The following is a 24100-nucleotide window of genomic DNA, read 5'->3' on the forward strand; positions in this document are numbered from 1 at the left end:
CATGTGGCGCAAATGGTTCCCCTGGCGCTTCGTTGTCCGCCGCCTGGCCCGCGCCCAGGGCTTCATCGATCCGGTGGCGCTGCTGGCGCGCCTGCGCGGTTTCGCCCAGCCCTCGGAAGTGGGCGAGCCCATCGAACTGCTGCGCGCCGGGATGGTGTTCCACGCCCGCGGCCTCATCAACAGCCGGGTGATCCAGCACAATCTCGACTGGGTCTGGCCCTACTGGATCGTGCGCCAGTTCGATCCCCACGACGAGTCCTTCATCCCGCGCGCCTTTTCCATCACCCACGTCAACCTCACCCACCGCAACTGGACCGCGGTGGGCTGGCCGGATCTGGACCAGTACCCCATCGTCGATCCCCGGGGACTGCTGACCCCGCTGTACGACGGCTGGTCGCTGGACTGCTGGATCGTCACCGACGACGGCGAGCGCCTGCTGCCCTCCCACTGCCGCGAGGCCGAGCAACACCTGGAGCTGGAACCGCAACCGGCGGTGGCCACCACGACCGCCCGGGGCGGTCTGGCCCTGACCACCCGCGCCCGGGTCGAACTGGAAGACGGGCATCCCGTCTGCCGCCTCGAAGTCCAGGGCCGCAGCGAGCGGCCCGCCTGGCTGGTGATCAGCGCCCGCCCCTGCAACCCGGAAGGGATCAGCTTCATCCACGACATCCGCCTCGACAAACGCCGCTGGCGCATCGACGAAACCGAAGTCCATTTCGAAACCCACCCGGAAAGCCACCAGGTCAGCGACTATCACGCCGGGGACGTCGCCCTCCATCTGTCCGACGCCCCTGAACGGACGCAGGTGTGCTGCGAAGTCGGCATGGCCACGGCGGCGGCCCGCTACCGCCTGGAAGGCGAACGGCGGGTCGGCCTGCGCATCCCCCTCCGGCCCGAGAAGCCCAGAACGCTCAGGGCCAGCGTCTGGGATGACGAAAGCGCCGGCGCCTGCCGGCTGGAAGTGCCGGACGCGCGCATCGGTTTCCTTTACGACGCGGCCCTGACGACCGTCATCCTGCACTGTCCCGGCGATGCCTTCCCCGGCCCCTACACCTACCGGCGCTTCTGGTTCCGCGATGCCGCCTTCATCGTCCACGGGCTCCTGTGCGCCGGCCTGTTCGAGCGCGCCGAGGCGATCTTGGATCGCTTCCCCGAACGCCAGGACCTGCGCGGTTACTTCCACTCCCAGGAAGGGGAATGGGACGCCAACGGCGAGGCCCTGTGGATCATGGAACGCTTCTGCCGGCTCAGCGGCCGCCCCCTCAAACCCCGGTGGCGAGAGGCGGTTATCAAGGGCGCCCGCTGGATCGCCGCCAAACGCCTGCCCGACGACGGCTCCCCTCACGGTGGGCTGCTGCCGGCCGGCTTCAGCGCCGAGCACCTGGGGCCCAACGACTATTACTACTGGGACGACTTCTGGAGCATCGCCGGCCTGGAGGCGGCCGCACGTCTGCTCGACGCCGGCGACCCGGCCCTGGCCCAGACCTTCCGCCGAGAGGCCGCCGACCTGCGTGCCGCGGTTGAGCGCAGCCTGGCCCGGGCGGCCCGGCGCCTGGGGCGGCCCGCCATGCCCGCCGCCCCGACCCGGCGTCTGGATGCCGGCGCCATCGGCTCCCTGGCGGCCGGATATCCGCTGCAACTGTTTCCCGCCGACGACCCCCGCCTGCTCGACACCGCCGCCTTCCTGCTGGAACGCTGCTTCGTCAAGGGCGGCTTCTTCCAGGACATGATCCATTCCGGCATCAACGCCTACCTGACCCTGCACGTGGCCCAGGTGCTGCTGCGGGCCGGCGACCCCCGCGCCTTCGAATTGATGCGCGCGGTGGCCGATCTGGCCTCCCCCACCGGCCAGTGGCCCGAGGCCATCCATCCCCGCACCCTCGGCGGCTGCATGGGGGACGGCCAGCACGTGTGGGCGGCGGCGGAATGGCTGCTGCTGCTGCGCAACGCCTTCGTGCGCGAGGAGGGCGAAGGCCTGATTCTGGCCGGCGGCATCCCCGCCGCCTGGCGCCGGCCCGGCGACCGGCTCCGCTTCGGCCCCGCCCCCACGGCCTTCGGTACGATTTCCTTGACGCTGGAAACCGACACCCGGGGCCGTACCGGGATTGCCTGGGAGGCCGACTGGCGTCACCGCCCCCCGCCCCTGACCATCCATCTGCCCGGCCGCGATCCGGTCGCGGTCGATGCCCGTACCGGGAGGATCCGCCTGTGAACATCGTCATGATGACCAACACCTATCTGCCCCACGTGGGCGGGGTCGCCCGCTCGGTTTCCTCCTTCACCGAGGAATACCGCCGCCGCGGCCACCGGGTGTTGGTGGTGGCACCGGAATTCCCCGGCACACCGGAAAACGAAGTGGACGTGGTGCGGGTGCCGGCGATCCAGAACTTCAACGGCAGCGACTTCGCCGTCGCCCTGCCCCTGTTCGCCGACCTGGACGAGGCCCTGGACGCCTTCGGCCCCCAGCTGATCCACGCCCACCACCCCTATCTTCTGGGCATGACCGCCGTGCGCGAGGCCCGCGCCCGCGACCTGCCGCTGGTGTTCACCCACCACACCCGCTACGAGTACTACACCCACTACGTGCTCGACTCACCGGTGCTCAAGCGCTTCGTGGTGGAGCTGGCGACCCGTTACGCCAACCTGTGCGACTTGGTGTTCGCCCCCAGCGAAAGCATCGCCCGGCTGCTCCGGGAACGGGGCGTGACCGCGCCCGTCGAGGTGGTTCCCACGGGCATCCGCATCGAGCGGTTCGCCCGCGGCGACGGCGCCGGGTTCCGCCGCACCCACGGCATCCCGGAAGAAGCCTTCGTCGTCGGTCACGTGGGCCGGCTGGCGCCGGAAAAGAACCTCGGCTTTCTCGCCGAAGCGGTGGCCCTGTTCCTAGAACACCATCCCGGCGCCCGTTTCCTGGTGGCCGGGCGCGGCCCGAGCGAGGCGGACATCCGCCGGGCCTGCGAGCGCCGCGGCGTCGCCGACCGCATGCACCGGGTCGGGGTGCTGGTGGGACAGCAGCTGGCGGACGCCTATCACGCCATGGACGTGTTCGCCTTCAGCTCCAAGAGCGAAACCCAGGGACTGGTGCTGACCGAAGCCATGGCCGCCGGCACCCCGGTGGTGGCCCTGGACGCCCCAGGGGCGCGCGAGGTGGTGGAAGACCGCGTCAACGGGCGTCTGGTGACGAAGGAAGACGTCACCGAATTCGCCGCCGCCCTCTACTGGGTCTTCGCCCTGCCGCCGGAACGCCGCCGCCAGCTGGAAGAAGCCGCCCGCCGCACCGCCGCACGCTTTTCCCTGGAACGCACCGCCGACAAGGCCCTGAGCTGCTATGAACGCCTGCTGGCGGGCAAACGCCGCCCCCATCCGGCGGCGGAAATCGAAGAATGGGAACAGGCCCTGCGCCGCCTCAGGACCGAGTGGGACATCGTACGGGAGATGATGGAGGCGGCGGGCAAGGCCATCGCCTCGGGAGCTCCTCTGCGTGATGAAACGGCAGGCTGACACCTCCGCGCCCCCCCGGCCACGACCCTTCCGCTTCAAATGGCCGCCTGTCTTCGCCTGGCTGCGGCACTATCTCGACCGCAGCGAATGGTTCATCCGCCTGCTGAAGCTGCCCTGTTTCGAAGGCCCGGCCGATGCCCCCGGCCTGATTCTGATCCAGATCGACGGCCTCGCCCACCGCCAGCTCCAACGCGCCCTGGAACAAGGGCGGATGCCGTTCCTGCAGCGGCTGCTGACCCGGGGCGGCTACTGCCTCCACCGCCAGTACGCCGGCCTGCCGGCCACCACCCCGGCCTGCCAGGGCCTGCTCTTTTACGGCGTGCCCCGCTGCGTGCCGGCGTTCAGCTTCCGCGATCCGGCCAGCGGCGAGGTGGTGCGGATGTACGAACCGGGGCCGGCGGCCGCAGTGGAAGCACAGCTGCGGGAACGGGGGACGCCGCTGCTGTCCGGCGGCAGCGCCTACGTGGACAATTTCACCGGCGGCGCCGCCGAGGCCCACTTCTGCCCCGCCGCCCTCGGCTGGGGGCCGCCGCTCAGGGGAATCTCGCGCTGGAAGCTGGCGCTGTTCACCGGGCTGCATCTTCCCAGCCTGGTGCGGATCGCCGCTCTGCTGACCGTCGAGCTGGGCCTGGCGGTGACCGATTTCCTGCGCGGCATCGTCGCCGGCGAGGACTTTTTCAAGGAACTGAAATTCATCCCCACCCGGGTCGGCATCGTCATCCTGCTCCGGGAACTGGCGGTCATCGGCGCCCGCATCGACGCCGCCCGCGGCCTGCCGGTGATCCACCTGAACCTGCTCGGCTACGACGAACAGGCCCACCGCCGCGGCCCCGACTCCCGCTTCGCCCACTGGACCCTCAAGGGCATCGACGCCGCCATCGCCCGCCTCCACCGCGGCGCCCGCCGCAGCCGGCGGCGGCACTATCAGGTGTGGATCTATTCCGACCACGGCCAGGAGCGCGTCACCCCCTATGTCAAACGCCACGGCCGCCATCTGGACGAGGCCGTCTCCGCACTGCTCGCCGAGCTGGGTTTGCCTGCGCGCCTGCAGGCGGACGTGGGCCGGGGCATCCAGACCCTGCGGGTGCGCTGGCTCGGCGGCCGGCGGGTACAGCGCCTGTTCCCGGTCAACGAGGCGAAACCGCGAAGCGGGGAAAACGCCCTGGCGGCCCTGGGACCGGTCGGCCACCTGTATCTGGGACAGGCACCGGACCCGGCGACCCGCCGCCGTCTGGCCCGGGCGCTGACCGGGCGGCTCGGCATTCCCCTGGTGCTGGCCTGTGACGGCGACGGCGTCCGCGCCTGGACGGCCGAGGGCGAATTCCGGCTGCCGGCGCAGGCCCCGGCGCTGTTCGGCGCCGATCATCCCTGGCGCGACCGCCTGGGGGAAGACTGGGCGGCCCTGTGCCGCCATCCGGCGGCCGGCGATCTGGTACTGGTGGGCTGGCGTGCCGGCTGCGAGGCACTGACCTTCGCCGTCGAGAACGGCGCCCACGCCGGCGCCGGGCCGGACGAAACCACCGCCTTCGCCTGTCTGCCCGCCGCTGCACCCCTGTCGGAAGGGGCGATGACGGCAGAGGCGCTGCGCCGCGCCGTGGAGGAGGTCTTACAGTGTCGATGACCGGCCTGCGGATGATGACCTACAACATCCACAGCTGCCGCGGCGGCGACGGCCAGTACCTGCCGGAGCGTATCGCCCGCGTCATCGCCGCCTGCCGCGCCGATGTGGTGGCGCTGCAGGAAGTGGATGTCAACCGCCGCCGCAGCCAGCGGCTGGATCAGGCGCACCACATCGCCCACCACCTGCAGATGGCCCACCACTTCCACACCACCGTCCAGGTGGAGGAGGAACGCTACGGCATCGCCATCCTCAGCCGCCTTCCGATGGAGCCGGTGGCCGCTGGCCCGCTCCCCAGCCGCCTGGAACCCCGCGGCGTGCTGTGGGTGCAGGTGACCTGGCGGGGAGAGCCGTGGCAGGTGCTCAACACCCATCTGGGCCTGACCCCGGCGGAACGCCAGCGCCAGCTGCGCGCCCTGCTGACCCAGTGGCTCGCCGATCCGGCCTGCCGCCACCGCAGCGTCCTCTGCGGCGACTTCAACACCCATCCCCGCTCCGGCCTGTGCCGCCGCCTGCGCCGCCACCTGTGCGACGCCAGCCGCCAGGCCCGCCAGCGCCACGTGCACGCCACCTTCCCCAGCCGCCTGCCGCTGGTGCGTCTGGACCACATCTTCGTCAGTCCCGACGTGGCGGTGCGGCGGGCCGAAGTGCGCGACACCCCCTTGAGCCGCATCGCCTCCGACCACCTGCCGCTGGTGGCCGAGCTAGAAGGCGGCGAATCGGGTATCCTTTCCCCTTCCCGAACCGACGACCATGCGGCATGAAATACCGTGACCTGCGCGACTTCCTCCGTCTGCTTGAACAGCGGGGCGAACTTAAACGCATCGCCCTCGAGGTGGACCCGTTCCTGGAAATCACCGAAATCTGCGACCGCACCCTGAAGCGCGGGGGGCCGGCGCTGCTGTTCGAGAACCCCAAGGGCTCGAACATCCCCCTGCTGGGCAATCTGTTCGGCACCCCGGAGCGGGTGGCGCTGGGAATGGGGGAAGAGTCGGTGGCGGCCCTGCGGGAGGTGGGCAAACTGCTGGCCTTCCTCAAGGAGCCGGATCCCCCCAAGGGCATGAAGGACGCCTTCGACAAGCTGCCGATCTTCAGGCAGGTGCTCAACATGGCGCCGAAGGTGGTGCGCCACGCTCCCTGTCAGGAGGAGGTCTTCGAAGGCGCCGAGGTGGACCTTGCCCGCTATCCGATCCAGACCTGCTGGCCCCAGGACGCCGGCCCACTCATCACCTGGCCCCTGGTCATCACCCGGGGACCGTTCAAGGATCGCCAGAATCTGGGCATCTACCGCATGCAGATCCTGGGGCGCAACAAGGTTATCATGCGCTGGCTGGCCCACCGCGGCGGCGCCTTGGACTTCGCCGACTGGCAGAAGGCGCATCCCGGCGAGCCGTTCCCCGTGGCCGTGGCCCTGGGGGCGGATCCCGCCACCATTCTGGGGGCGGTGACCCCGGTGCCCGACACCCTGTCGGAATACGCCTTCGCCGGCCTGTTGCGGGGCAGCAAGACCGAGGTGGCGAAAGCGAAACTGTCGGACCTTCAGGTGCCGGCCGGTACCGAGATCGTCCTGGAGGGCTTCATCCACCCGGGGGAAACCGCCCCGGAAGGCCCCTTCGGCGACCACACCGGCTATTACAACGAGGTGGAAACCTTCCCGGTGTTCACCATTGAGTGCATCACCCAACGCCGCGATCCCATCTACCACAGCACCTACACCGGCCGCCCCCCGGACGAACCGGCGGTGCTGGGGGTAGCCCTCAACGAGGTGTTCGTACCCCTGCTGCAGAAGCAGTTTCCGGAGATCGCCGATTTCTACCTGCCGCCGGAGGGCTGCTCCTACCGCCTGGCCGTCATCAGCATGAAGAAACAGTATCCCGGCCACGCCAAGCGGGTGATGCTGGGGCTGTGGTCGTTCCTGCGCCAGTTCATGTACACCAAGTTCGTCATCGTCACCGATGACGACATCAACATCCGCGACTGGAAGGACGTGATCTGGGCCATGACCACCCGCATGGACCCGGCCCGCGACATCACCGTCATCGAGCACACCCCCATCGACTATCTCGACTTCGCCTCACCGGTGGCGGGATTGGGTTCGAAGATCGGTTTCGACGCCACCAACAAGTGGCCGGGAGAGACGAGCCGCGAGTGGGGCCGCCCCATCGTCATGGATGCGGAAGTGAAACGACGGGTGGATGAGATCTGGGAGGCGTTGGGGATCGAGTGATCACCCACCCTCCGGATGGGCCTCGACCTCCTCGATCACCGCCTTGGAAGCCAGCATCAAGCCACGGCGGTAGCATTCGGCGGCCTTGTCGCTCTCGCCCCGCCGTAAAAACAGGTCGCCCAGGAGCCGGTAGGTTTCGGCCGCCGGCTGCTTCTCCAGGCTACGGGTGAGGTAATCCTCAGCCTTGTCCAGCTCGCCAGCGCGCAGGGCCAGCTTGCCCAGCACCCGCAGCAGAATGGGGTCGTCGCCGTGGCGTTTGCGCCAGGTTTCGGCGTGGGCCAGCTGGGCGGCGGCGTCCGGCAGTTCCAGGGTGCCGTAGAGCACCAGCAGGGTTTCGTTCCAGTGGCGGGTCAGGGTGCGGCGCAATTCCGGTTCGATGACATCCCCGGCCCCGGCCTCGATCATGGCGGCGAAGTAGATGGCCTGCAGATCGGCCTCCTTGCGCAGGGGTTCGGGGATCTTCTGCCAGGCTTCCTCCAGGGTCTTGGGATCGTGCGCCCTGGCTGCCTCGCGCAGCAGGGCGCTGCAGGCCTCCAGCTCCATCAGGCGGACCTCGGCCTCCAGGAGGGCCTGGTTCTTGCGCAGGCGCGGCAGCAGCCTGGTCAGAGCGTCCCACTTTCCCAGACGGGTATAGACCTGGTGCATCAGCCGCAGCGCCTGGGCGTTGGCGGGCGCGATCTTCTCCAGCCGCTGCAGCGATTTGAGGGCCTTGTCGAAATCCTCATTGGCCACGTGCAGCTCGGCTTCAGTGAGCTTGACCGCCACCTCGGCGTCGGGCTCGACCTCGCGGGCCTTCTTCAGGTATTCGTCCCGCTGCCTCAGGGCCCCGCGCTGGTGGGCGGCGCGGGCGGCGGTGAGGTAATGGACCAGGGCCTGGCCGCTCAGCGCCGCCCCCTCGATCAGGACCTTTTCGGCCTGTTCCCAGTTGCCCTCGGCCGCCTCCCTGAGGCCGTGAAGCAGCCTCTGGAAGGCGGCGTCGGCCTGGGCCTGCGCCTTGCGCTGGCGCAGCAGGACCGGCAGGCGGATCAGCAGGGCGGTAAGCCGGATGGCGGCATAGAACAGGATGAAGCCGACGATGAAGATCAGGATCAGGGTGAGAGCGGTCAGCTCGATTTCCCACCGTCCCCAGCCGATGAGTACATAACCGGCGTCCTGGAGCAGCTTCAGCCGCGGCAGCAGGAAAGCGGCCGCCACGGCGGCCAGAAGCACCGCCGACCAAATGATAAGCTGTTTCTTCAGCGCTTCCATCCTCAACCTCCGCGGATTACTGGGCCGGGGCGGCGGGCGCCGCACTGTCGAGACGATCCAGATCCAGACGCAGCTGCGGCAGATGGCGCAGCAGCTTGAGCGACTGACCGATCTCCGGCAGCTGCACCGCCACCGGCTGCTCCATGAGGCGGTCGAGCGCGGCGAGGAAATCCTTAGTCTGGCTGGTCTGGGTGTCGAAATGCTGCCGGACCCACTGTTTGGCCGCTTCCAGGCTGCTGCGATAGAGGCCGGGCTCGCCGCGGATTGCGGCGAAACGGGCGGTCTCCAGTTTGAGGATCAGGGCGTGGCGGATGGCCTCCACTTCTTCCGGGGTCAGGATCGCCTCCACCGGACGCTCGGTCTTGCGGCGGCGGATGGTAAGCACATCCTTCCACTGTTCGATGATGTCCTGATCGCTGGGATGGGCTTTCTTTTGACCTCCGGTCACCTTGCCCATGTGCGGCAGGTAGAGGGGCAGCTGATTGACCTGTTCCTCCAGGGCCAGCAGCTGCGCCGACACCCCGACCACGTCGGGCTGTTTCACCTTGCGGAGCGCGGCGATCTCCTTCACCAGGGCCTCGCGCACTTTGAACACCGCCGGATCGCCGCTCTGGCGCAGCAGTTCGTCGGCCGCCTCCATCGCCCGCAGGGCCGCCTGCACGTCGCCGGTCAGACGCAGCTTCTGGTTGGCGGCGCTGAGGAGATATTCGGCATCGGCCAGCATCACGTCGGCACGGGTGCGGCTGATCTGCCGCCCCAGGGCCTGAATCTGGGTGACGAGCTTGGCGTGGCTGTTTTCCAGCTTCTTCTCCAGGGCCTCGAGCTTGGCGTCGAACACCTTGGCCTGCTCGTCGCGCATCTGGCGCCAGCGCTGCTGCTGGGCGGCCTGCCTGGCGTCGAGGTCGGTGAGCTGACGGTGGATCAGGGCGATCTCCTTCTGCAGCGTGGTCACCTGATGGGTCAGCTCCAGCACCCGCTGGGATTCCTTGCCGACCGCCCCGCCCAGGCCCGCCTGCTCGCTGCGCAATTTCTGAAACAGGTAGTAACCGCCGCCGCCGAGCGCCAGGATCAGCAGGACCACGACGATGGTGATCCACAGACCCAGTTTCCCCAGGCCTTCGTCTTCGAACTCGTCTTCCGGAACCAGATCCGCCATATCGCTTCCACCTACTCAATCAATCGCCGTTGCAACGCCGCCACCATGGCCTCGTCCAGGGCCGAGGCGGCGACGGTCACATCTTCGAAACCCGCCTGCCGGGCCTGCGCCGCCACCCGCTCGCCGGGCACCACCAGCGGAAGCTCCCGAAGCCGCATCCCCGCCGCCGCGATCAGGTTGGCCAGCACCTCACCGCTGCTGACCAGGACAGCATCGAGACCGGCCGCAAGCCCCTGGCGCAGCCGGGCCACACTCTCCTGATCCGGCGGCAGGCGGCGGTACAGTTCCGCATAGGCCACCCCGGCCCCGCGCCGGGCCAGGGCTTCTCCCAGTTTGGGGCGCCCGCCGCGGCCGCGGACGATGAGCACCCGCCGGCCGCCGATGGCATCCCACACGGGCAGCGTCAGCAAACTTTCGGAAGTATACGGCGGCGGCGCCTGACAGGCTACCGTCACCCCGGACTTTTCCAGGGCGGCCGCGGTGGCCCGGCCGATGGCCGCCGCCTTGGCCGGAATCCCCGCCGGCAGCCCTGCCCCGCGTGCGAAACGCACCGCATTGGCGCTGACGAAGATCAGCCAGTCATAACCCTGCCACCACGCCGGGGACGGCGGCGGCAGCGGCGCCAGCCTCAGCATCGGACACGGCCAGGGCTCGGCGTCGCGGGCGCGCAGCAGGCGACAGAGGTTTTCCGCCTGGTGTTCGGGGCGGGTCACCAGCACCCGCCTGCCGGCCAGCGGCTCAGCCATAGACCGCCCGCAGGATGGCATCGGCACCCTGGGCCAGGAGCGTCTCCGCCAGCGCCGTTCCCAGCGCCTCGGCCGCAGCCGGCTCCCCTTCGATCTCCGCTTTTAGCAACAAGGTACCGTCCGGGCGCCCAACCCGACCGCGCAGCCACAGCCGCCCCCCCTCCAGCACCGCGAACCCGGCGATCGGCACCTGGCAGCCCCCCTGCAGGCGCGCGTTGAGGGCCCGTTCGGCGGCGACGCAAACGGCGGTATCGGCATGGTGCAGCGGGGCGATCAGCGCCTGGATGCGGGCATCATCTCGGCGACACTCGATACCGATGGCGCCCTGACCGATGGCCGGCAGACACAGGTCGGGATCGAGCCATTGGGTGATGCGGCCTTCCTCGCCCAGCCGCACCAGACCTGCGGCGGCGAGAATGATAGCGTCGAACCCGCCCGCCGCCAGCCTGTCCAGACGGGTGCCGACGTTGCCGCGCAGCGAGGCGATGCGCCAGCCGGGAAAGCGCTGCCGCAGCTGGCATTGACGCCGCAGACTGGAGGTGCCGATGCGGGCGTCCGGCGGCAGCGCCTCGAGATCGGGGAAATTCAGGCTGACCAGGGCGTCGCGGGGATCCTCCCGCGCCAGGACGGCGCCGATGTGCAGTCCCGGCGGCAGTTCCACCAGCACGTCCTTCATGGAATGGACGGCGAGATCGGCGCGGCCGTCCAGCAGCCCCTGTTCCAGCTCCTTGACAAACAGCCCCTTGCCGCCGACCTTGGCCAGCGGGGCGTCGAGAATCCGGTCCCCCTGGGTCACCATCTTCACCAGTTCCACCTCCAGGCCGGGATGGTGGCGGCGCAACAGGCCGGCCACGTGTTCGGCCTGCCACAGGGCCAGGGGACTTCTGCGGGTGGCGATGCGGACGATATCGGTCACGGGAACTGCTCTGGGGTTTGCCAGCCCGGCATTGTAGCAGAACTTCGGCCGGCGGTTGGATGGAGCGGCGACGCTGCGCTATACTGCGGCCATGGCCAGCGTGCACTTCGACACCCTCAAGTTCGTGGAACAGCTCAAGGCCGCCAGCGTGCCCGAGGCCCAGGCCAAGGTCATGGCGGAGGCGCTGGCGTCAGCCCTGACCACCTCCGATGTGGCCACCATCCGCGATCTCGAGCGGCTGGAGCAGGAAATTAACCTGCGCTTCGAGAAGCTCGACAACCACATCGACCGCCTCGAAGCCCACATGCAGATCCGCTTCGAGCAGATGGAACGCAAGTTCGAACAGCGGCTGGTGGAATTCGACGCCAAGTACGAACAGAAATTCGTCGAGCTGGAGAGCCGTATCGATGCCCGATCGATGCCCGGCTGATGGATCTGGAAAAGCGCTTCGATGCCCGCCTGGTGGATCTGGAAAAGCGCTTCGATGCCCGCCTGGTGGATTTGGAAAAGCGCTTCGATGCCCGAATAGTGGACCTTGAAAAGCGCTTCGATAGCCGTCTGACGGATCTGGAAAAGCGCTTCGAGAAACGCTTCGGTCAGATCGAATCCCAGTTACGGCTGCATCACTGGATGCTGTCTCTGCTGCTGGCCGGCGTCATTTCGCTGGTGCTGAAGGCGTTCTTCATCTAGGCGTACCTGCCCCGGTCGGTAATCAGCTCCCACACCGGCCGGTTGATCTTCCGTATCATCGGCAGCACCTTGTCCGGCTCGGCCAGGCAGGGACGGCGCAGGCCGTGGTAGTCCACATCCGGGCCGATGGGCAGAAAGCGGATGCCGAACAGGCGCAGCAACCGCAGCAGCGCCGGTTCCATCACCGCATACCAGTGGGTGATGTCATGGGCCCGGGTCATGCGCAGGATGCCGGCGAACAGCCCCACGGTCATGTGGGGCAGCAGGCGGCGCTCGTCCGGCGCGAAATAGACCTCCGGATCGGGGGCGATGCCCGCCAGGGTCTTCTGCTCGCCGCGGCGGCGCTTGAACGCCTTGGAGACGGCGAAACGGGAGATCTCCGCCAGATGACGGCGCACCGCAGGATCGGTGACCGGTTCGTCCAGGGGGCAGTGCGCCTCGATGGGATACGGTGCCATGACATCCACCGGATCGGGCAACACCAGGCGCACGGTGGCGGCATACAGCCCGGTACGGCGGTGGCGCACCAGATAGTGGGCCGAACGGGCGTCATATTCATCGATCTCCAGCTTCACCGACCGGCCGTCCTCGATCACTTCCGGACAGTCCTCGGCGCGCTCGAACCCGGTCTCCACGCAGTAGACCTGGAACCGCAGCTTGTAAACCTCGCGCCGCAGCGCCTCGGTGTCGGCCGGGAGGATATCGAAATACCGGTAGAAGACCCGATGCAGATCGGCCTGCCGCGGATCGGCGGCTGCCAGTGCACCATCCTTGCCGTTCGTCATGGTTTAGCCTGAACAATCCTCAATATACTTGAAGTCTAGTCCATAATCTCCGGAACCGCCGGTGCTGCAGCCGGTCGCATTCCGGACTATCCTTGCAGATTGAGGAAACCATCCACCCGGTCATATCATGCCCGCATTCGACTACGCCTTGGCCTTCGCCCGCAATCTCGGCTGGCTCACCGAGGCCGAGCAGCAGATCCTGCGCCACAAACGCATCGCCATCGCCGGCATGGGCGGAGTCGGCGGCAGCCACCTTTTGACCCTGACCCGCCTCGGCGTCGGCCGTTTCCACATCGCCGACTTCGACGTCTTCGAGCCGGCCAACTTCAACCGCCAGGCCGGCGCCTTCCTCTCCACGCTGGGACGGCCGAAGGTTGAGGTGCTCCGGGAGATGGCCCTGGACATCAACCCGGAACTGGAAATCCGCACCTTCCCCAAAGGGGTGGCCCGGGACAATCTGTCAGAATTTTTTACAGGCGTGGACCTGTATGTGGACGGGCTGGACTTCTTCGCCTTCAAGGCCCGGCGGATGGTGTTCGCCCACTGCGCCGAGCAGGGCATTCCGGCCATTACCGCAGCCCCCTTGGGGATGGGGACGGCGCTGCTGAATTTCCTGCCCGGAAGTATGTCTTTCGAAGAGTATTTCCAGCTGGAGGGGCAGAGCGAGGACGAGCAGATCCTGCGCTTTCTCCTCGGTCTTTCGCCAAGGATGCTGCAGAGCGGCTATCTGGTCGATCCCGCCTTTGTCGATCTCCAAAACCACCGCGGCCCCTCCACCCCGATGGCCTGCGAACTGTGCGCCGGCCTTGCCGCCACCGAGGCACTGAAGATCCTGCTGAACCGCGGTCCGGTCAAGGCCGCCCCCTGGGGCTTGCAGTTCGACGCCTACCGGGGCAGACTGGTGACAACCTGGCGTCCCGGTGGCAACCGCAATCCCTTGCAGAAACTGGCCCTGGCCATCGCCAGAAGACAATTCATGACGGTGAAAAAATGCTGATGCTTTCAAGATTAGGCTCCACGCTGAACCAACACCACGGAAAGCTACTCCCAGTTGCCCTGTTGTTTCTTCTCTGCAGCTGCTCCCAGTCTTTGACTGATACGGAACATCTGGCACGCGCCAAGCAGTTCCGGGAAAAGGGCGAACTGCGCACCAGCATGATCGAACTCAAAGAAGCATTGCAACAAAACCCAAACAACATCGAGGCCCGTCGCCTGCTGGGGACCATTTATCTTGCCCTGGGGAACGGCGCAGCCGCAGAAAAAGAACTACGGCGTGCTGTCGATCTGGGATTGGCGCGCGAAGCCATCCTCCTTCCCCTGGCAGAGGCATTGCAGCTTCAAGGAAGAAATCAAAAGATCCTGGATGAAATAGACGTCCCGGCTTCTTTACCGCCCAAAGATCAGGCCGCGTTGGCTGCATATCGAGGCGATGCGTGGCTGGCCCTCGGAGAAAGGGAAAAGGCGCAGGCCGAATATCAACGCGCGCTTACCCTGGATCCACAATCTCCCCGCGGCAAACTTGGAATGGCCTATCTTGCCGCACCCAAAAACCTGGATGAGGCCTTGAAACTACTCGACGAAGGCCTTGCCACCGACCCGCAGGATGGCCACCTGTGGCGCTACAAGGCCAAATTGCTTCAACACCGCGGCGAATTAAAGGCCGCCGAGGCCGCCTACGACAAGGCCATTGGCCTTCTTGCCTTCGACGCGGAAGACTGGGCCAACAGAACGCTCATCCACATCCAGCTGAAAGAACTGGAACGCGCGGAACAGGAGATCAAGCATCTCAAGCAGGCCGCCCCCAAGTTTTATCTGACCCACTTTGCCGAAGGCTATCTGCGAATCGCCCAAAACCGCCCCAAGGACGCCCGGGCACCCTTGGAGCGGGCATTGGAGCTAAAACCTGACTACCCGCCTACCCTCTTCTATCTTGGCCTTGTTTACTTGACGAATGGGGAGCTGGAACAGGCCGAACGGCAGTTCACCCGGTTCCGGCACCTGAGGCCGAACGATCCCCAGGGAAACAAATTCCTTGCCCTGGTCAAATTCCGCCAAAAGGAGTATTCATCCGCCCGCCGACTGCTGATGCCGGTGGTTCTTAGCAACCCTGATGACCGTTTCGCCCTGAAGCTGCTGGCCGATATCGAAACCGCTGCCGGCAACCTGCAGGAGGCACTGCGCTATCGCAAACAACTCGCCTCCCTTGCGCCCTCAGATTCGCTCGTCCAGACCCGCCTGGGCATAACGCTGCTGGCGGTCGGCCAAAGCGAAGCGGGGCTCAAGGTCCTGCAGCAGGCAGCCTCCGAAGCCCCTTCCGATGCTCCCCAACCGGAGATCGCCCTGACCCTGGCTTATCTCAAGGAAAAGAAGTTCGCTGAGGCGACGGAGGTGATCAACCGTCTCAAAAACAAGCTGGCGGAGCATCCCCTGCCGCTGAACCTGGAGGCCATGTGGCATGAAGCCCAGGGGAACGATGCCGAAGCCATCAGGGCACTGGAAAAAGCCTTGGCGATCGCCCCGAACGATCCTGTCACCGGTGAACACCTGGTCCGCCTGCTCCTGCAACGGAACCAGCGGCAAAAAGCCCGACGGCTTTTGGAGTCCCTGGCGGCGGCCCATCCCGACGACGCCAAGCTACGACTGGCGCTGGCAAAACTGGATCTGGAGGACCGGCGTTTCGACGCCATGGTGGAAAATCTGCAGGCAGTGGTGGACAAACACCCCGAGGCCCTGGAAGCCCGCCTGTTACTGGCGAAATACTATCTCCAGTTCGGCCAGCCGCAACGGGCCCAGACCCTACTGGCGGCGATCCGCTCCCGCCATCCCGACGACCCGGCCCTGCTGAGCCTGCTGGCCAAAGCCCAACTGGCGGCAAGGCTCCCCCACCGCGCTCTGGAGACGGCGAAACACCTGACCAAGACCGATCCGGACTCGCCGATGGGATACTATCTTCTCGCCCAGGCCCACCTTCAAACAGGCGATCACGAAGCATTCCGCCAGGCACTGCAAACCTCGCTGAAATTGGCGCCGGATTTTCTGCCGGCCCGCCATGCCTGGATCAAATTGCTTGCCATGGAAGGGAAGACCAAGGCTGTCGAGCGGGAACTGAGCCAGCTCGCCGCAAAATATCCTGACAACCCCCAGGTGTTAGCCCTGCAAGCCTGGTGGGCCATGCGCCAACACCATCCCCGCCAGGCGGTAGCCCTTTATGAGAAGCTGCTGCAGCGGCAGCCGTCCTCCGAAACCGTCCGCAATCTGGCCAAAGCCCTGTGGCAGGCCGGAAAGCCAGCCGAAGCTATCGCCCGCCTGGAAACCTGGACCCATGACCGCCCCCGGGATGCCGACGCCCTGTATCTGCTGGCACTCATGTATCAGCAGGCCGGGGATGAAGCCAAATCCCGCCAGGCATTGCAACGGACGCTCCAGGCGGCCCCAAATCACGTGCTGGCGCTCAACGATCTGGCCTGGCGGCTGCGGCGGACGGCACCCAGGCAGGCGATGGAATACGCCGAACGCGCCGCCCGGATTGCCCCCGGCGCGGCCTGGATCGCTGACACCCTGGGCGCCGTCCTGCTGGAGAACCACGAAGACGAGCGGGCGCTGCGGGTGCTGCAGGAGGCGGCCGAACGGGCCCCGCAAAACCCCATGATCCGCTATCACCTGGCGCTCGCCCAATACCGCCAGGGGCTGAACGACGAGGCGCGCGTCAATCTGAGGCAGGCGTTGGCCTCGAAGATGGGCTTCGCCGAACGGCCTCAGGCCCAGGCCCTGCTTGAGCGCCTCGGCCGATAACTGTCAGTTTTTTTTACAACTCCCGTGTTTCCTTTGCCCGGGTAACCACGGGACCCCGGACAACCCCTTTAATTTCAATTGAGTACAAAAATAGGCACGGTTCATGCTGGAATATTGGCGAGGGTCTCAGACCTGGTTTCAAAAACATTCGCAACAACCATTTGGAGGATTCACCATGAAACACTTCAAGCACAACAAGCTGGCCACCGGTCTGGCGCTGGCCGGGACGCTGCTCGGTTACAGCACCGCCGGCATCAGCGCGCCCACCTGTCCGGAAACGAGCGATCCTGCCGCCGACTACAAATGCGTCTTTTTCGACGTGGGTACCAGCTTCAATGGCGCTGATCCAGGTTCCAGCACCTCGGCATTCTACGAACTGGGCTACACCGGCACGCTGGCCACGTCGATCTACACAGCCGGCAGCTATCCTCCTGTTAATATTCCGGTCGGATCGAAGGTCATCGATACCAACATCAAGGAAGTGCTGAATTATTACGGCCTAGCCGGTGGACCAACCAATTACACAGCGATTGACGGCACCACGGTGCAGTCTCTCAAAGACACCCCGGATTTTGCAGGTGAAACAAATATCGATAGCTTGAACGGGCCTTCTTCCCCAGACACGGAAAACTTCGATGCCAACAATAGCTTCGGTAATGTCGGCTGGGGCCTGACCTACAACTACTTCTTCGAAGGCACGTGGACGGGCACCGGCACCCATTTCACCGACGGTTACATCGACTTCTTCTTCCAGGATTGGACGACAACCACCACAGAACAGGTGCTGCGCATCAATGTGACCGACTCCACACTCAATATGGCCAACCTGAACGTCTTTGGCGAAGTCACTTTCGACTGGACCGGGGGCGGCAACGACATTTACGGTCTGCCCAGCCTCGGCGACGGGACCAACGACTGCACCACCACCTTGTGTCAGGATTTTTTCAATTTCCAGACCTCGACACCGACCGACTTCTATTCCTTGGCAGGCAAGGGGATGAATATCTCTATGACGCTGGATACCAATGTCAACCCGCCGATTCCAACGGCTGACCAATTGGTTGAGTTCACGGGTACAGATGGCAAAAAGTACTGGATTCGCCAGACCACCTTGGACGGCAGCGTCCGCTTCAATGTACCGGAACCCGGCATTCTCCTGCTGCTGGGGAGCGGGCTGCTCGGCATGGGTTTGATGCGGCGTCAGCGCGAAGCAGCCTAACTCTTACTGATCTTTCCGTGAACCCCGGAAGGCCGCTCTGAGGAGCGGCCTTTCTTTTCCCAACAGCAACAAAGCCGGCAACAACAACAGATCCGCCAGCAGCGCGAAGCTCACGATCAATACCACCATCGCCCCCATCTGCGCATTGACGGCAAAATCCGACAACATCAGAATGCCGAAGCCCGCCGCCAGCACCATCGAGGTAATCGCCATGGCGGCACCCACCTGCCCGAAGGCGTACCGAACCGCCTGACACCTGTCCTGCCCTGAACGGCAGGCACGAAGCCATTTTTCCAGGAAGTGGACGGTATCGTCCACCACGATGCCCATCGTCATCCCCGCCACCACGGACAGGCCCATGTTGACCTTGCCGTGGAGCAGGGCCCACAGACCGAACGCCATCAGGGCCGGAATGGCGTTGGGAAGCAAGCTCAGCACACCGATGGCGGGAGAACGCAACACGACAACCAACACCACGGCGATGACACAGAAAGCCACGCCTGTGCCCAACACCATGCTGCCAATGTTGCTTCGGCCGATATGGGCCATGATGACATTGGGACCGGTCGCCGCCACCTGCATTGAGGGTGGGGCATGCTGCAGCAGCCAACGGTGCGCGCGTTGTTCGAGGGAGAGCAGTTCGTTGCTGGAGACATCCTTCAAGGTGACCGTGAAACGCGAGGCGGATTTGGCCACATCGATCCGATCGGTCAGCTCCAGCCCCTGGGGCAACGACATTTCATACAGCAACAGATATTGTGCGGCGAGCTGACGGGATGAGGGAATCCGGTACCAGAGGGGATCATCCTCATGCATGTTGCTATTGAGACGCTTTAGAATGTCCGCGATACTCAGGACATGAACCACTTCGGGCTGTCTCCGGAACCAGCCGGCAAAGTTATCCAGGATTTGCAAATACCCGGGATCGGCAATACCTCCCGGGGAATTAGCCGGAAAATTGTATTCCATCATATAAATACCGGTCAAATGGGAGATGGCATATTCCGTATCCTGGCGAAACTTCGTCTTTTCGGAAAAGTATTCCAGAAGGTCGTCGTTCAATTCATTTTTGGGCGCCTGTGCTGCAAGTCCCATTGCCAATATGCCCATCACCGCCAACAATCCGGTTCGCCTGCGTATGACGAAATCCGCCAGCGCATTCATGCCCGGCTGGAGCTTTCTGCTGTTCTGGGAGGGGAGCGCCGGGCACACTCTCAAAAGAGCAGGCAACAATGTCAGCGTATAAAAAAAGGCGAAACCCACCCCCATGGCGGCGATGTTGCCAAGATCACGGAAGGGAGGGGAATCACTAAAATTGAGGGTGAGGAAACCCAACGCCGTGGTCAGACTGGTTACAAATACGGGACGCCAGTTCTGGAGTAAAGATGCCCGTACTGCCCACCAACGTGATTTGTCCCACGTTGCCGGACTCAACCAGCCGGCTTGGAGCCGGGCATGGAAAGCCGTAAGCAGATGGATACAATCCGCCACCGCCACGGTGAGAATAATGTTCGGCGCTGCGGCCGAAGGCGGGGAGAGCGTGAAACCGAGCCAGCCCGCCAACCCCATGGTGGAAACGATGGTGAACAGCAGGGTAATGAAAACCCATGCTGAAGCCACCCAGGAGCGCAACAACAATCCCATCAGGACAAAAACGATGAGGAACATCAGGGGCACGAGCGTCTGCATGTCATGCTGTGATGCCTCCGGGAATGCGTTGCTCATTACCAGCCCGCCCGTCAGGCGAACCTCCAAGTTAGGGTCACGACGCATCAGTTCGTTGGCTAAATGACGGGCATATCCTACGACTCTTGGCACTTCTTGGGCTTCGTCGACTCCAGGCAAGACCAGGGTAACATTCACCCCAGTCACATCCCCCTGGGGAGACACGAGACGATTGACCAGCAGTGGTTCATGTAGCGCGACCCGTTTTATCCTGGAAATTTCTTCTGGAGATAAAGCCTGCGGATTAGAATAAAGATCACGAACGATCAACTCGTTCCCTTGAGCATAGGTATATTGAAAATTTTTCAAGGAATCGACCCGCTGCACATAGGGAAATTTCCACCCCTCCTGGGTGAGCCATTCGATGCTTTCCAACGTCCTGGGAGTAAAAACGGCCTTATCCCTAGGCGTTATCACAAACAGGACATTGTCATCTTTGGAATAGGTATTGTGGAGCTTGTTGAGCTCCAGCAGCAGCGGGTCGTCGGGCGAAAAGAATATCCGGTAATCTGTAGTAAACTTGAGAAACCGCGCCCCACTCCCCAAAACGAGCACCAATGCGGCAATAGAGAAAACGACCCAATAAGAATGATTTTCGATTAGGCTCAGATATTTTTTCATAAACCGCCCATACCGCAGCTTTTCTCCATATCAGGAAAGCCACGAAAACCGTAATAACAACAAACCTACTACCGGGTCAATGCCTGGGGATCAAAACTGGCCTCACTGATATCGGGATCATGGAAATGAAACCCAGTCCATTTCAGCTCCGTGGATTTGCCATTTCTATGGTTCGACATGAGCATATAGCCTGCACGCCAGTACTTTCCAAGGTAGCGTTTGTATTTATAATGAGTCAGCGTCTTTATGTGTTCGCCACTGCGGTTGTAATACTCGATCTTCCAAGGAATGTAGAATTCCTTATCCAGCCATACGACTTGGCGACTGTATAGAGAACGTTCGTCGAGAGGATAGCGCTCGATGACGAACACCTTACGCCCCTTGTAGTCGTCGTCGCGCAGGTATCTGTAGCTGAACTTTTCCAGCTCCGGGGGGCTCATGTCCTCGTAGGCGAACTCGCTGCCCATGAAGGAACCGCCCTTGTTGGCCGCCGAGATGCGCTTGACCCGCTTGAGGGCGGGCAGATACAGCCACTGGTCGTCGTCGCCGCGCTTGTGGGAGAAGGTTAGGAACTTGGTACCGGCCACGTCGGCGGGGCTGTGGAAGACCAGAAGGCCCCGGTCGCCGTCCCCCGGCACCTCCAGGTTGTAGGCCCTGATGCGGCGGACGCTGGTTTCCCCCTCCCGGTTCCTGAGCACCATGGTCAGGTCGGCGCTGAAGGTCTGCCAGCCCTGGTCGCGGCGGTCGGCCTCGCGGGCGATCTCCAGGCCCCGTTCCCCGGGGGTCTGCGCCGGCGCCAGGGCGGACCAGACCAGGAGGAGCAAACAGAGCAGACGGACGGTTGCGTTCGGCATCATCATCTCCAAAACCCACCTCTCAGGTTTGTAAAATTTTCTGACACTTTTCCCGCCAGCCCAGCAGCAGCGACGGCAGCAGCAGGAAGTCGGCGGCCAGCGCGAACAGGATGGTGATCGCCGTCATCAGCCCCATCTGGGCGTTGACCTCGAAGTCCGACCAGATCAGGATGGCGAAACCGGCCGCCAGCACCAGGGAGGTGATCCACATCGCCACCCCCACCCCGGCGAAGGCGTATTCGACGCCCGCTTCCGCATCCAGCCGCAGCCGGCGGCGGGCGTGGAGCCACTTGCTGAGGAAGTGGACGGTGTCGTCCACCACGATGCCCATGGTCATGGTCGTCACCAGGATCACAGTGACGGCGACGATCCACCAGCGCCAGCGGGTCAGGAAACCCAAATAGATCGGCGACACCCCTGTCACAACAGTTTGATGGCGGCCGCCACCAGTCCCCCAATGGTCAGCGTGGTGGCAAACGACCAGACCATGAAGCGGCCGATGCGGCGTGTGAGTTCGTAGAAACGGACGTCCATGCTCGTTTCGATGGCCTCGAAGTGCTTATCGACCTGTTCGAGGCGCTTACTCATGTCCTCGCGCATCTCCTCGAAATGCCGGTCCACCTGCTCGAAACGGGTATTCAGGGTTTCAATCTCGGAACGTTTGTCGATCTGCTCAAAGCCCTTTTCCATGACTGCTCCATCAGCTCGCTGGTGCTTGAGTTCCTCCTCGACCCGGACCAGGCTTTCGCGCAGCTCCAGGTCATGGCGCACCAGCGCCTCCGGCTGGCGGACGGCCAGTTCCTCCCGGATCAAACGGCGGATCTCTTCAATGTCTTCCTGGGCCATGGGAAGATAAGCCTGAATATCCTAATCAACTATAGCAAATACAGACGCTTGACCGGCACAAAGGTGCCCCTCATTCGCCTTCCCTGCGCTTCCTGATTTCCTCGCGGGCGCGGCGGGCCAGTTCCAGGTAGCGCTGCCGCAGTACCCGTTCACGGTCTTGCCAAGTGCCTGAAGATTCAGGAGAATGCGGGCCATGGAAAGACTTGATCTGGACCTGAGCCGCCCACCTCCCTTGCCCGGGACGGTGGAGGAATGCCACCGGGTGATCGAAGCGCTTTGGCGGGCGCTGGGAGAATTTCAGCAGATCCAGGCGCGAGTGGAAGAACTGGAGGAACAGTTGGCCTTGGGGTCCGACAATTCCTCCCAACCACCTTCCCAGGACAGCCCGAAGAAGCGCGCCGAGCGCAAGGGCAAGCGACCGACGGGACGCAAGAAAGGGGCGCAGGTGGGACATCCCGGGCACGAGCGGGCTCTGGTTCCGGCAGAAGCAGTGGACGAGGTCCGGCATTACTTTCCCCATGGCCGCTGCGAGTGCGGTGGGTCGGTGGCGGTGCGGGGATTCCGTCCCCATCAGGTGTTCGACCTGCCCGAGATTCGTTACCGGGTGGTCGAACACCGGGTGTATGAAGGCCGCTGTGGGTGGTGTGGTGAGAAGCACCAGGGGCGGCTACCGGATGAGGTGCCCCGCGGCCAGATGGGACCTGGGCTGGTGGCGTGGATTGGCTTGATGACGGGGCGCTATCACCTGTCGCTGCGGGAAGTCGAAGCGCTGCTGGAAGAACAATGGGGTCTGAAATTCAGCCTGGGGGCGATCAGCCAGAGCCAGATCCCGCTGCAGGCGTGGCTGGGTCCGGTCTACAACCAGATTGGCGAAGCGGTCAGAAAAGCGCTGATCGCCCATGCCGACGAGACCCGCCACTACCGGGGCCGCAGCATCTATTGGCTGTGGGCGCTGACGACCGATCAGATGGCGTATTTCCTGACCCATTATTCCCGCGGCAAGGGTGCGGCCGGTGAGCTGTTGGGGGATTTCCAGGGAATCCTGGTGACCGACCGCCACGGGGCCTACAACGACCATCCCCAGGACTCACACCAATACTGCTGGGCGCATCTCATCCGCAACCTGGAACGGATCGCCGGGCGCAAGGGACAGGCCGGCGAAGATGGCGAACGCCTGCTCCGGGCCGCCCGCCTGACGGTTCACTACGGCAAGCTCTGGCAACAGAGCCATTACCCATCCGACCGCTACCGAAGGCGATTGGAACGCCTCAAAGCCCTCTTCCGGCGCGAACTGGAACAGGCCGCCCAAAGACATGGCGACAACAAAACCGGTCGCAGCTGCCGCAAGTTGTTGGACGATTTTCCCAGGTTCTGGACCTTCCTGGACCATCCCGGGGTACCGATGACCAACAACACGGCAGAGCGTGCCCTACGCCCCTATGTCATCTGGCGCAAGACCAGTTTCTTCAGCCAGTCGCATCGCGGTGACTGCTTCCGACCCATGATCCTGTCGCTGGTCGAAACCTGCAAGCGCCTCAAGATCGGCGTCTATCAGACCCTGCGGACCATCTGCGCCCAGGGCATGGCAGAGGGCGAGGTCACCTTCCGCCTGCCCCTGCCGGAACCTCAACCACTTCCAGTGGCAAGCCCGGCCGGGTGACCGCGGGCGATTGCTCACCCGCGGTTCCCTCAGATCCGGACGTGCCCGATTAAGGCATCCGGCTCCTCGGACTATGGCGTCGCTACGCAACGGGCAATTCCGTGAACCACGCGCGGTGGGGGGAGTGGGTATCGTTTGTACAGCCGCCCAAAATGGTCCCAGTTCATCCGTTCCCGGTTGCGGCGGGACAACCCTTTGTACCAGCGCCGTCTGACCTCGTACAGGAAGCGGGCCAGCGATTGGCTGTTGCCGACGATCCCATAGTAGGCATAATGCCCCTTGAGTTTGCGGCTCAGGGCCGCTTGTTGGTCTGCAACCGGCCAGTGGCGGTGCATCCGGCACCCGTGGTTGATCGCCTGCAGGGAGCGGCTGAGCCGGGCTTGGGCGGTCTTGCGTTTGACGACCCAACGCCCTTTCCTTGAGCGTCCCCAGTAGTGGGTGAATCCCAGGTCACCCTATTACCCACATCTCTCGCCCCTGTAGTAAGATATTGATT

General features: G+C 64.3%; 21 protein-coding genes. 11 read left to right on the forward strand and 10 right to left on the reverse strand.

Annotation, left to right across the window (positions count from 1 at the left end; all coding sequences use genetic code 11):
- The first annotated feature begins 1 nt into the window (after window position 1).
- The 5 genes from MCIT9_RS12520 to ubiD are packed head-to-tail and all read left to right on the forward strand — an operon-like array spanning window position 2 to window position 7346.
- The gene (locus tag MCIT9_RS12520) at window positions 2–2212 is read left to right on the forward strand and encodes a glycoside hydrolase family 15 protein (RefSeq protein WP_317705211.1); all 2211 of its coding nucleotides are present in this window, start codon (window positions 2–4) and stop codon (window positions 2210–2212) included.
- Window positions 2209–3501 (forward strand): glycosyltransferase, encoded by a 1293-nt coding sequence (locus MCIT9_RS12525; RefSeq protein ID WP_317705212.1) that lies wholly within the window; start codon window positions 2209–2211, stop codon window positions 3499–3501. The genes MCIT9_RS12520 and MCIT9_RS12525 overlap by 4 nt, the downstream gene beginning before the upstream one ends.
- The gene (locus MCIT9_RS12530) at window positions 3485–5122 is read left to right on the forward strand and encodes an alkaline phosphatase family protein (protein ID WP_317705213.1); all 1638 of its coding nucleotides are present in this window, start codon (window positions 3485–3487) and stop codon (window positions 5120–5122) included. The genes MCIT9_RS12525 and MCIT9_RS12530 overlap by 17 nt, the downstream gene beginning before the upstream one ends.
- Window positions 5119–5883 carry an endonuclease/exonuclease/phosphatase family protein gene (locus MCIT9_RS12535; protein WP_317705214.1) on the forward strand — a complete coding sequence of 255 codons (765 nt, stop codon included), beginning with the start codon at window positions 5119–5121 and terminating at the stop codon, window positions 5881–5883. The genes MCIT9_RS12530 and MCIT9_RS12535 overlap by 4 nt, the downstream gene beginning before the upstream one ends.
- On the forward strand, window positions 5880–7346 hold the full coding sequence (ubiD, locus tag MCIT9_RS12540) for a 4-hydroxy-3-polyprenylbenzoate decarboxylase (protein ID WP_317705215.1): 1467 nt from the start codon (window positions 5880–5882) through the stop codon (window positions 7344–7346). The genes MCIT9_RS12535 and ubiD overlap by 4 nt, the downstream gene beginning before the upstream one ends.
- Here the strand turns inward: ubiD and MCIT9_RS12545 are convergent, their stop codons facing one another.
- Genes MCIT9_RS12545 through hemC form a run of 4 tightly spaced genes read right to left on the reverse strand, consistent with a single transcriptional unit; the run spans window position 7347 to window position 11412 of the window.
- A complete protein-coding gene (locus MCIT9_RS12545) occupies window positions 7347–8594 on the reverse strand; it encodes a heme biosynthesis HemY N-terminal domain-containing protein (protein ID WP_317705216.1) in 1248 nt (415 codons plus the stop codon).
- A gap of 16 nt (window positions 8595–8610) precedes the next feature.
- Window positions 8611–9750: a uroporphyrinogen-III C-methyltransferase gene (locus MCIT9_RS12550; RefSeq protein WP_317705217.1), complete on the reverse strand. Its 1140-nt coding sequence runs from the start codon at window positions 9748–9750 to the stop codon at window positions 8611–8613.
- A gap of 11 nt (window positions 9751–9761) precedes the next feature.
- Window positions 9762–10496, reverse strand: coding sequence for a uroporphyrinogen-III synthase (locus MCIT9_RS12555; protein WP_317705218.1), 735 nt, complete (start codon window positions 10494–10496; stop codon window positions 9762–9764).
- On the reverse strand, window positions 10489–11412 hold the full coding sequence (gene hemC / locus MCIT9_RS12560; protein ID WP_317705219.1) for a hydroxymethylbilane synthase: 924 nt from the start codon (window positions 11410–11412) through the stop codon (window positions 10489–10491). The genes MCIT9_RS12555 and hemC overlap by 8 nt, the downstream gene beginning before the upstream one ends.
- Before the next feature lie 91 nt (window positions 11413–11503).
- Here hemC and MCIT9_RS12565 point away from each other — a divergent pair, with 91 nt between their 5' ends.
- Entirely contained in the window at window positions 11504–11842 is a 339-nt protein-coding gene (locus MCIT9_RS12565) for a CCDC90 family protein (protein WP_317705220.1), read from the forward strand.
- Window positions 11842–12102 (forward strand): hypothetical protein, encoded by a 261-nt coding sequence (locus MCIT9_RS12570; protein WP_317705221.1) that lies wholly within the window; start codon window positions 11842–11844, stop codon window positions 12100–12102. Before MCIT9_RS12565 ends, MCIT9_RS12570 begins: the two co-directional genes overlap by 1 nt.
- On the opposite strand, the gene MCIT9_RS12575 is transcribed toward MCIT9_RS12570, so the two are convergent.
- Window positions 12099–12887, reverse strand: a complete 789-nt coding sequence (locus tag MCIT9_RS12575) for a PEP-CTERM/exosortase system-associated acyltransferase (protein ID WP_317705222.1) — start codon at window positions 12885–12887, stop codon at window positions 12099–12101. The two genes, MCIT9_RS12570 and MCIT9_RS12575, sit on opposite strands and share 4 nt — an antisense overlap.
- Window positions 12888–13014: 127 nt before the next feature.
- Between MCIT9_RS12575 and MCIT9_RS12580 the strand changes: the two genes are divergently transcribed.
- From MCIT9_RS12580 to MCIT9_RS12590, 3 genes are all read left to right on the forward strand, one after another.
- A complete protein-coding gene (locus MCIT9_RS12580; RefSeq protein ID WP_317705223.1) occupies window positions 13015–13884 on the forward strand; it encodes a ThiF family adenylyltransferase in 870 nt (289 codons plus the stop codon).
- Window positions 13884–16679: an XrtA/PEP-CTERM system TPR-repeat protein PrsT gene (prsT, locus tag MCIT9_RS12585; RefSeq protein WP_317705224.1), complete on the forward strand. Its 2796-nt coding sequence runs from the start codon at window positions 13884–13886 to the stop codon at window positions 16677–16679. The genes MCIT9_RS12580 and prsT overlap by 1 nt, the downstream gene beginning before the upstream one ends.
- A gap of 175 nt (window positions 16680–16854) precedes the next feature.
- Window positions 16855–17898 carry a PEP-CTERM sorting domain-containing protein gene (locus tag MCIT9_RS12590; RefSeq protein WP_317705225.1) on the forward strand — a complete coding sequence of 348 codons (1044 nt, stop codon included), beginning with the start codon at window positions 16855–16857 and terminating at the stop codon, window positions 17896–17898.
- Between the two features lie 3 nt (window positions 17899–17901).
- Here MCIT9_RS12590 and MCIT9_RS12595 read toward each other — a convergent pair whose 3' ends face one another.
- The 4 genes from MCIT9_RS12595 to MCIT9_RS12610 all read right to left on the reverse strand — a co-directional run bounded on the left by MCIT9_RS12595 (window position 17902) and on the right by MCIT9_RS12610 (window position 21944).
- Entirely contained in the window at window positions 17902–20244 is a 2343-nt protein-coding gene (locus MCIT9_RS12595; RefSeq protein WP_317705226.1) for an efflux RND transporter permease subunit, read from the reverse strand.
- A gap of 68 nt (window positions 20245–20312) precedes the next feature.
- Window positions 20313–21098, reverse strand: a complete 786-nt coding sequence (locus MCIT9_RS12600; RefSeq protein ID WP_317705227.1) for an outer membrane lipoprotein-sorting protein — start codon at window positions 21096–21098, stop codon at window positions 20313–20315.
- A 22-nt stretch (window positions 21099–21120) separates the two neighbouring features.
- A complete protein-coding gene (locus tag MCIT9_RS12605; RefSeq protein ID WP_317705228.1) occupies window positions 21121–21513 on the reverse strand; it encodes an MMPL family transporter in 393 nt (130 codons plus the stop codon).
- Between the two features lie 5 nt (window positions 21514–21518).
- Entirely contained in the window at window positions 21519–21944 is a 426-nt protein-coding gene (locus MCIT9_RS12610) for a hypothetical protein (protein WP_317705229.1), read from the reverse strand.
- Between the two features lie 193 nt (window positions 21945–22137).
- Here MCIT9_RS12610 and tnpC point away from each other — a divergent pair, with 193 nt between their 5' ends.
- Window positions 22138–23604 carry an IS66 family transposase gene (tnpC, locus tag MCIT9_RS12615; protein ID WP_317705230.1) on the forward strand — a complete coding sequence of 489 codons (1467 nt, stop codon included), beginning with the start codon at window positions 22138–22140 and terminating at the stop codon, window positions 23602–23604.
- A 71-nt stretch (window positions 23605–23675) separates the two neighbouring features.
- Here tnpC and MCIT9_RS12620 read toward each other — a convergent pair whose 3' ends face one another.
- On the reverse strand, window positions 23676–23939 hold the full coding sequence (locus MCIT9_RS12620) for a hypothetical protein (protein WP_317705231.1): 264 nt from the start codon (window positions 23937–23939) through the stop codon (window positions 23676–23678).
- Between the last annotated feature and the right edge of the window lie 161 nt (window positions 23940–24100).

Origin of the sequence: Methylomarinovum caldicuralii (genome assembly GCF_033126985.1) — a bacterium.
Classification (GTDB): Bacteria; Pseudomonadota; Gammaproteobacteria; order Methylococcales; family Methylothermaceae; genus Methylohalobius; species Methylohalobius caldicuralii.

Excerpts from the sequence above, each read along its gene's own strand:
- MCIT9_RS12520 (WP_317705211.1), top strand. The coding sequence starts at position 2 with ATGTGGCGCAAATGGTTCCCCTGGCGCTTCGTTGTCCGCCGCCTGGCC.
- MCIT9_RS12530 (WP_317705213.1), top strand. The coding sequence starts at position 3,485 with ATGAAACGGCAGGCTGACACCTCCGCGCCCCCCCGGCCACGACCCTTC.
- MCIT9_RS12535 (WP_317705214.1), top strand. The coding sequence starts at position 5,119 with ATGACCGGCCTGCGGATGATGACCTACAACATCCACAGCTGCCGCGGC.
- ubiD (WP_317705215.1), top strand. The coding sequence starts at position 5,880 with ATGAAATACCGTGACCTGCGCGACTTCCTCCGTCTGCTTGAACAGCGG.
- MCIT9_RS12545 (WP_317705216.1), bottom strand. The coding sequence starts at position 8,594 with ATGGAAGCGCTGAAGAAACAGCTTATCATTTGGTCGGCGGTGCTTCTG.
- MCIT9_RS12550 (WP_317705217.1), bottom strand. The coding sequence starts at position 9,750 with ATGGCGGATCTGGTTCCGGAAGACGAGTTCGAAGACGAAGGCCTGGGG.
- MCIT9_RS12555 (WP_317705218.1), bottom strand. The coding sequence starts at position 10,496 with ATGGCTGAGCCGCTGGCCGGCAGGCGGGTGCTGGTGACCCGCCCCGAA.
- MCIT9_RS12565 (WP_317705220.1), top strand. The coding sequence starts at position 11,504 with ATGGCCAGCGTGCACTTCGACACCCTCAAGTTCGTGGAACAGCTCAAG.
- MCIT9_RS12570 (WP_317705221.1), top strand. The coding sequence starts at position 11,842 with ATGGATCTGGAAAAGCGCTTCGATGCCCGCCTGGTGGATCTGGAAAAG.
- MCIT9_RS12575 (WP_317705222.1), bottom strand. The coding sequence starts at position 12,887 with ATGACGAACGGCAAGGATGGTGCACTGGCAGCCGCCGATCCGCGGCAG.
- MCIT9_RS12580 (WP_317705223.1), top strand. The coding sequence starts at position 13,015 with ATGCCCGCATTCGACTACGCCTTGGCCTTCGCCCGCAATCTCGGCTGG.
- prsT (WP_317705224.1), top strand. The coding sequence starts at position 13,884 with ATGCTTTCAAGATTAGGCTCCACGCTGAACCAACACCACGGAAAGCTA.
- MCIT9_RS12590 (WP_317705225.1), top strand. The coding sequence starts at position 16,855 with ATGAAACACTTCAAGCACAACAAGCTGGCCACCGGTCTGGCGCTGGCC.
- MCIT9_RS12595 (WP_317705226.1), bottom strand. The coding sequence starts at position 20,244 with ATGAAAAAATATCTGAGCCTAATCGAAAATCATTCTTATTGGGTCGTT.
- MCIT9_RS12600 (WP_317705227.1), bottom strand. The coding sequence starts at position 21,098 with ATGCCGAACGCAACCGTCCGTCTGCTCTGTTTGCTCCTCCTGGTCTGG.
- MCIT9_RS12610 (WP_317705229.1), bottom strand. The coding sequence starts at position 21,944 with ATGGCCCAGGAAGACATTGAAGAGATCCGCCGTTTGATCCGGGAGGAA.
- tnpC (WP_317705230.1), top strand. The coding sequence starts at position 22,138 with ATGGAAAGACTTGATCTGGACCTGAGCCGCCCACCTCCCTTGCCCGGG.
- MCIT9_RS12620 (WP_317705231.1), bottom strand. The coding sequence starts at position 23,939 with ATGCACCGCCACTGGCCGGTTGCAGACCAACAAGCGGCCCTGAGCCGC.